Source organism: Actinomadura sp. NPDC000600, assembly GCF_040492135.1.
In the GTDB taxonomy this organism is placed as follows: domain Bacteria; phylum Actinomycetota; class Actinomycetes; order Streptosporangiales; family Streptosporangiaceae; genus Spirillospora.
This window is the reverse complement of record NZ_JBEUPD010000060.1, coordinates 24646-30713: the sequence shown is the minus strand read 5'-3', so window position 1 is coordinate 30713 and position 6068 is coordinate 24646. Positions and strand designations below refer to the sequence as shown.

5 protein-coding genes and 1 pseudogene are annotated in these 6068 nt (G+C 73.8%); 2 read left to right on the top strand and 4 right to left on the bottom strand.

Going from position 1 to position 6068, the window contains the following annotated elements; translation table 11 throughout:
- Positions 1 to 275: pseudogene (locus ABWI07_RS42060) on the top strand (CDP-alcohol phosphatidyltransferase family protein); the annotation flags it as partial.
- Between the two features lie 145 nt (positions 276 to 420).
- Here the strand turns inward: ABWI07_RS42060 and ABWI07_RS42055 are convergent.
- Entirely contained in the window at positions 421 to 1233 is an 813-nt protein-coding gene (locus ABWI07_RS42055) for a class I SAM-dependent methyltransferase (protein WP_200841841.1), read from the bottom strand.
- Between the two features lie 117 nt (positions 1234 to 1350).
- Between ABWI07_RS42055 and ABWI07_RS42050 the strand changes: the two genes are divergently transcribed.
- Positions 1351 to 2043, top strand: a complete 693-nt coding sequence (locus tag ABWI07_RS42050; protein WP_149259116.1) for a winged helix-turn-helix transcriptional regulator — start codon at positions 1351 to 1353, stop codon at positions 2041 to 2043.
- On the opposite strand, the gene ABWI07_RS42045 is transcribed toward ABWI07_RS42050, so the two are convergent.
- The 3 genes from ABWI07_RS42045 to wecB are packed head-to-tail and all read right to left on the bottom strand — an operon-like array spanning position 2033 to position 6061.
- Positions 2033 to 4156: a glycosyltransferase gene (locus ABWI07_RS42045; RefSeq protein ID WP_353821961.1), complete on the bottom strand. Its 2124-nt coding sequence runs from the start codon at positions 4154 to 4156 to the stop codon at positions 2033 to 2035. The two genes, ABWI07_RS42050 and ABWI07_RS42045, sit on opposite strands and share 11 nt — an antisense overlap.
- A 53-nt stretch (positions 4157 to 4209) precedes the next feature.
- On the bottom strand, positions 4210 to 4938 hold the full coding sequence (locus tag ABWI07_RS42040; RefSeq protein WP_353821959.1) for a hypothetical protein: 729 nt from the start codon (positions 4936 to 4938) through the stop codon (positions 4210 to 4212).
- The gene (wecB, locus tag ABWI07_RS42035) at positions 4931 to 6061 is read right to left on the bottom strand and encodes a non-hydrolyzing UDP-N-acetylglucosamine 2-epimerase (RefSeq protein ID WP_149259114.1); all 1131 of its coding nucleotides are present in this window, start codon (positions 6059 to 6061) and stop codon (positions 4931 to 4933) included. Before wecB ends, ABWI07_RS42040 begins: the two co-directional genes overlap by 8 nt.
- Positions 6062 to 6068 lie beyond the last annotated feature (7 nt).

Below are 6068 nucleotides of genomic sequence, written 5' to 3'. Positions count from 1 at the left end.
GCCCGCACCTGATCAGCGGCATCGAGTTCCAGATGGGCGTCTTCATCGTCGCCCCCATCGCCGCCGCGATCGTGCCGGGCGCCATCATCCCCGTGGTGGTCCTGAGCGGCGTCGGCCTGCTGGCCTTCGAGCTGATCATCATCTACAAGTTCTGGCTGTCCAGCCGCGACTACAGCCGCAGCCTCGCCAAGCTCAACGCCAAGATCGAGACCTACCGCGCCGAGCTGCCCGCCGAGCCCGCCGGGGCCGGCGCCGTGGTCGGCAGCTCCGGCTGACCCGGCTTTCCCACCGACCCGGACATGGAAAGGTCCCCGCGGCACGGCCGCGGGGACCTTTCTCTCTGGATCGCCTCTCTGGATCGGACCTTTCCGGAACGGTTCCCTGCGCGACGGGCGCCCCGGAGGCGGCGCCCGGCCCCCCTCAGCCCGCGCGGCGGGCCGTCACCAGGAGGTACTCCCAGTCCATGGACAGGGTCGGCCCTCCGCGGTCGTGTTCGCGGGCCAGGTCGGCGAGGGCCTCGTCCAGCGCGGCGACCTTGTCGGGGTCGTCCGCGATGCGGTTGTAGACGCTGATCGTGGGCCCGTAGCGGCTCTTGAAGTAGTCGCGGAAGTCGCCCGGCTTCTCGAACAGGTCGACGCGCAGCGCCTCCCGCCGGAAGCCGACCTCCGCGACGTGCTCGCCGAACAGCGCCTGGACGTGCTCCGGCCTCCCCCACAGCGGCGGCGGCTGCGCCCCCGGCGGGGGCGGCGGCGCGTACGGCTTCATCACGCCGAACATCCGGCCGATGAAGCCCTCCGGCGTCCAGTTGAGCAGCCCGATCGTGCCGCCCGGCCGGCAGACGCGCACCAGTTCGGCCGCGGTGGCCTCGTGGTGCGGGGCGAACATGACGCCCACGCAGGACAGCACCGCGTCGAACTCCCCGTCCGCGTACGGCAGCGCCTCCGCGTCGGCCACCTGCCACTCCAGCTTCGCGCCGAGCCCTGCCGCGGCCGCCTTCCCGGCGTCGAGCAGTTCGGGCGTCAGGTCGCTGGCGACCACGTCCGCCCCCGCCAGCGCCGCCGCGATGGCGGCGTTGCCGGCCCCCGCCGCGACATCCAGCACCCGCTGCCCGCGCCCGATCCCGGCGGCGCGGACCAGTTCCGCCCCCAGATCCGGGATCACCTCGTCCGCCAGCGCCGGGTAGTCACCCGTCGCCCACATCGCCCGGTGCGCGGCCTTCACTGCGTCCCCCATGACTTTTCTCCCCTCATGTCGTGGGCTCCACGCTAGGAACCGGCCGGGCGCGTTCCTAGTACAGGATCTGTACCGAGCCCTGGTCAGACGGGGAGTCGGCCGCCTAGCCTGCCCGTTATGGGGGCTTCCTACTATCAGTTCTGCCCCGTCGCCAAGGCGATGGAGCTGCTCGACGAGCGCTGGACGCTGCTGATCGTCCGCGAGCTGCTCTCGGGCAGCGAGCGCTTCAACGAGGTGCGGCGCGGCGTTCCGCGCATGTCGCCCACCCTCCTGGCCAAGCGGCTGAACCAGCTGGTCCGCGCCGGGGTCGTGGAGAAGCGGGACGACCGCTACGTCCTGACCCCGGCGGGCGAGGAGCTGCGCCCGGTGGTCGACGCCCTCGCCGTCTGGGGCGTGCGCTGGATCGGCGAGCTGGGCGAGCGCGACCTGGACCCGAAACTCCTCCTCTGGGACATGCGCCGGCACGTCGATCCCGCCGCGGTCCCCGAAGGCCGGACCGTGGTCCTGTTCCGCTTCCCGGACACCGCGCCCGGCAACCGCCGCTGGTGGCTGCTCCTGACCCCCGGGACCGCCGACGTATGCGACGACGACCCCGGTCACGAGGTCTCGGTCACCGTGACCGCTCCCCTGCGCGCCCTGGTGGGGATCTGGCGCGGCGACCTGGCCTGGGCCGACGCGGTGCGCGCGGGGACGGTCGAGCTGGAGGGGCCCGAGCGCCTGCGCCGCGGCCTCCCGACGTGGTTCACCCTCTCCCCCTACGCGGGCGTCCCCCGCCCCGTCCGGGCGGGGGTGAGCGCGCCTAGCCGGTGAGGAGGTCCGTCCACTGGCGGCAGACCCCCTCAAGGCCGTAGGCGCTCTTCACCTGGGTGCGGGCCAGCTCGGCGTCCTCCTGCCAGCGGTCCAGGGAGACCGTGGTGGCGATGGAGGCGGCCATGGCTGACGTGTCGTCGTGGATCCAGCGGCGGTCGTAGATGGTGTCCGCGCCGGGCCAGGGAAGCAGGGCCGGAACGGCCCCCGAGGCCATGCCCTCGGCGGGGGCCAGGTGGAAGCTCTCGTCGTCGCTGGTGGACAGGACCCAGCCGATGCGGCGCAGCCAGGAGGCCACGTCGCGGCCGTAGGAGTCGAACACGACGCCGCCGGAGAGGACGCGGGAGCGGCGGATGCGGCGGAAGACCTCCTCGTAGTGGGCCCGCTCCTCGTCCTTCTGCCAGATCCACCAGTACTCCCACGGGAGCTTGGACTTGACGAAGAGGGTGAAGCGGGGGTCGTCGCGGCGGAGCTCCTCGACGACGTCGAGGGCCAGGTCCAGGCGCTTGCGGGACGGGGCGATGCCGATCATCCCGAGGTGGTGCTCGGCGCCGGGGAGCTTGTCGCGGTCGAGTTGCGCGTCGTCCACCCAGTTCGGGATCGTGACGACCTTCTCGGCGGGCCAGCCGGTGATCTCGCGGGTCAGCTCGTTGTAGTGGGGGCTGACGCAGATGACCCGGTCGACGGCGCCGATGTCGAGCTGCTTCGGCCAGCCGGCGTACAGCTCGAAGCGGTGCAGGCGCACGACGAGGCGCTGGTCCGGGCGCTTGCGCCGGGCGTACCAGAGGGCGTTCGGGCCGCACCATTCGCAGACGATGACGTCCGCCCAGTCGACCAGGGCCTGGCTGCGCTCCTCGTCGTGGGCCTTCAGCGCGGCCCAGTGGTCGACCTGGACCTCCAGGTCGGAGCGGGAGCGCAGGTAGTCCAGCAGGCGGGAGAAGAACTTCAGGTCGTGGCCCGCCACGCCCACCCGCAGGCGGCGGCCCTTCACGGCGAGGACCCGGTCGGACGGCTCCGGGAACGCCTGCGCCAGGTGGTCGCGCAGGCGGGCGGCGGCCGCGTCGAGGCTGAACGCGGCGGCGGCCGCGCGGCAGCGGTCGGCGGCGAGCGTGTGGACCTCGGGGTTCTTGCCGATGAGGGTGAGCGCGTCGAGGACGTCGTCCTCGGTGGCGGCGAACAGGGGGTAGTCGCCGCCGAGGAGCCGCTCGTGCATGGGGGTGCGGTTGAGGACGACCGGGACGCCGAGCGTCCCGCACTCCAGGACCTTCGTGGACAGCTCCAGGCTCGTGTCCATGGAGGCGTCGCGCCAGGACAGGCCCACGTCGCAGCCGGCGGTCAACCGCATCGCCTCGGCCCGCGGGTGGCCGCCGTGCCAGACCACGCCCTCGCCCGTCTCCAGCGCGGTCCTCATCCGGGCCGCGAAGCCGGGGTCGGCCGGGTCGTCGTGGATCTTGTCCCCGACCATGTGCAGCTCGGCGTCCACGCCGCGCATGGCCAGCAGGCGCGGGAGGGACGTCATCTCGTATGTGTTCCAGCGCGGCGCGAACTTGCCGGTGTAGGCGAGGCGGAGCGGATGGCCCGGAGGGCCGGGGCGGCGCGTCTCCAGACCGTCCGGGAGCACGACCACCGGCGGGAACAGCACGCTCTTGCCGGCCGTGGCCGGGACGGCGCTCTCCAGGAACCCGCGCAGCTCCTCGGTCTGGCAGAGCAGGACGCGGGAGGCGTCCGCGATCCGGCGCAGGTCGCCCTTGGCCGCGGCGGTGAACTCCGCCGCCGACTGGGGCACGTCGGTCAGGTACGTCCAGAGCCGCCCGGCCAGGGGGCCCGCGGCGAGCTTGCCGACGAGGTGGCGGCCGCGCACGACGACGAGGTCGTACGGGGCCTCCTCGTCGACGCGGGCTAGGACCTCGGCGGCCTGCCGGGGCGACATGCCGGCGGGGCCGTCGAACAGCCCCTCGGCGTGCGGGCTGCGGACGGTGACGCCGGGCAGCGCGCGGAGCGGGTCGACGAGCCGGCCGGTCCGGACGGGAGCCTTCAGGACCAGGGTCACCTCGCAGCCGGCGCGGGCCAGGGCCTGCACCATGCCCTGGGCCCAGATGGCCGATCCGTCGATCATGTTCAGGTCGACGTCGCCGTAGACGAGGGCGCGTGGTCGCACGGTGGTTCCTTTCAACGGGCCGGGCTCCTCGTGGCGGGACGCCCCTCCGCGTCCCTCCGCGACGGCGCCGGTTCGAGGAGCTCGATGAGCGCGGCGGGCACGGTGGCGGTCGCGTCCCAGCGCAGGGACGCCAGGGTGGCGGGCGGCGCCTCGCCCCACAGGACGAGCGGGAGCGAGCGGGCCGCGGCGATCCGGCGGATCCGGTGCAGCGCCAGATCGCGGTCGTACATGCCGGGGACGCCCAGGTAGGCCCAGGGGCCGCCGGGCTCGCCGGCCGCCGCGTCGACCACGAGCGCGTCCACGTCGGCGGCTTCGAGGGCGATCGCGGCGTCGTGCGGGTAGAGGGCGACGACCTTGGCGTGCTCGGCGAGGACGGCGGCCGTGCCGGGCGCGAGCACGCCCGCGATGACCGGGACGTCGGACGGGCCCGCGACGAGCAGGCGGTCCTCCGGCCGGTCCACGCGGTCCGGCTGGGACCCGCCGCCGGTGGAGCGCGCCGCCGCCGAGACGGGGGCGCTCCGCTTGCGCCAGAGCCGGTAGAGCTCCCGCGGCAGCCGCTTGCCGCGCTTCGGGTCGCGCGCGGCGCCGGCGACCAGCCGCCCGAACTGGACGGCCGTCGAGGCCTCCAGCGCGGCGAGCCGCCGCTCCAGCTCGTCGATGCGCGCCTCGCGCTCGCGCAGCGCGGACCTCAGCCGCCCGATCCGCTGGGTGGCCTTGGCGTTCGTCTCCTCGTCACTCACCCAGGTACTCCATGATCACATCGGCGATGCGGGGACCGGCGTGGCCGTCCCACAGCGGCGGCCTGCGCCCGCCCGCCCGCGCGCCCGGCGCCGCGGCCGTCCCGCTCGCCGATCCCCCTTCCAGGCACTTGCGGACCCCCGGCACCAGCTCCTCGAACGCGACGAGCCGGTTCGTGCCGTGGGTGATCGTGATCGGCCGTTCGGTGTTGGGGCGGACGGTCAGGCACGGCACCCCGAGGATCGTCGTCTCCTCCTGGAGGCCCCCCGAGTCGGTGACGACCGCCGCCGCCCCCCGCACGGCCGCGATGAAGTCGATGTACCCCAACGGCTCCAGGATGTGCACGCGGTCGTGCTCGTCCAGCCCCGCGGCCAGCAGGTTCGCCCGCCCGCGCGGGTGGACGGGGATGACCAGGTCGGCGAGGTCGGCGACGCCGTGCAGGTGCCGGACGAGCGCCGCGGCCGTCTCCGGCGCGTCGACGTTCGCGGGGCGGTGCATGGTCGCGAGGACGTACCGCTCCGGCAGCCCGTGCGCCGCCCGGACGGCGGCCGTGTCGAACTGGTCCAGGTTGGCCAGCAGCGTGTCGATCATCGGGTTGCCGACCAGGTGGGCCCGCTCCACCGGGACGCCCTCGGCGGCCAGGTGGCCGATCGCCTCCGGGCTCGTGACCAGGCACAGCGCCGAGAGCTGGTCGGTCACCCTGCGGTTGACCTCCTCCGGCATGGTCATGTCGAAGCTGCGCAGCCCGGCCTCCACATGGGCGACCGGGATGTGCAGCTTGGCCGCGACGAGGGCGGCGGCGATCGTCGAGTTCACGTCGCCGTACACGATGACGAGCGCGGGTGAACGGCCCGTGAACTCCTTCTCCAGCCCGATCATGAGCGCGGCGGTCTGCTCGGCGTGCCCGCCCGACCCGACGCCGAGGTTGACGTCGGGCTCGGGCAGGCCCAGCTGGTCGAAGAAGACCTCCGACATCCGCGCGTCGTAGTGCTGGCCGGTGTGGATCACCGCCTGCTCGGCGCCCGCCGCGGCGAGCGCCGAGATCACCGGCGCCGCCTTGACGAAATTGGGTCGCGCCCCGAGGACGTGCACGATGGGTGCCAACACGATTTCCCTTCTGTTCATCGGAGTT

Coding starts and splice junctions, on each gene's coding strand:
- ABWI07_RS42050 (WP_149259116.1), top strand. CDS start 1,351: ATGGGGGCTTCCTACTATCAGTTCTGCCCCGTCGCCAAGGCGATGGAG.
- ABWI07_RS42045 (WP_353821961.1), bottom strand. CDS start 4,156: ATGATCGACGGATCGGCCATCTGGGCCCAGGGCATGGTGCAGGCCCTG.
- ABWI07_RS42055 (WP_200841841.1), bottom strand. CDS start 1,233: ATGGGGGACGCAGTGAAGGCCGCGCACCGGGCGATGTGGGCGACGGGT.
- wecB (WP_149259114.1), bottom strand. CDS start 6,061: ATGAACAGAAGGGAAATCGTGTTGGCACCCATCGTGCACGTCCTCGGG.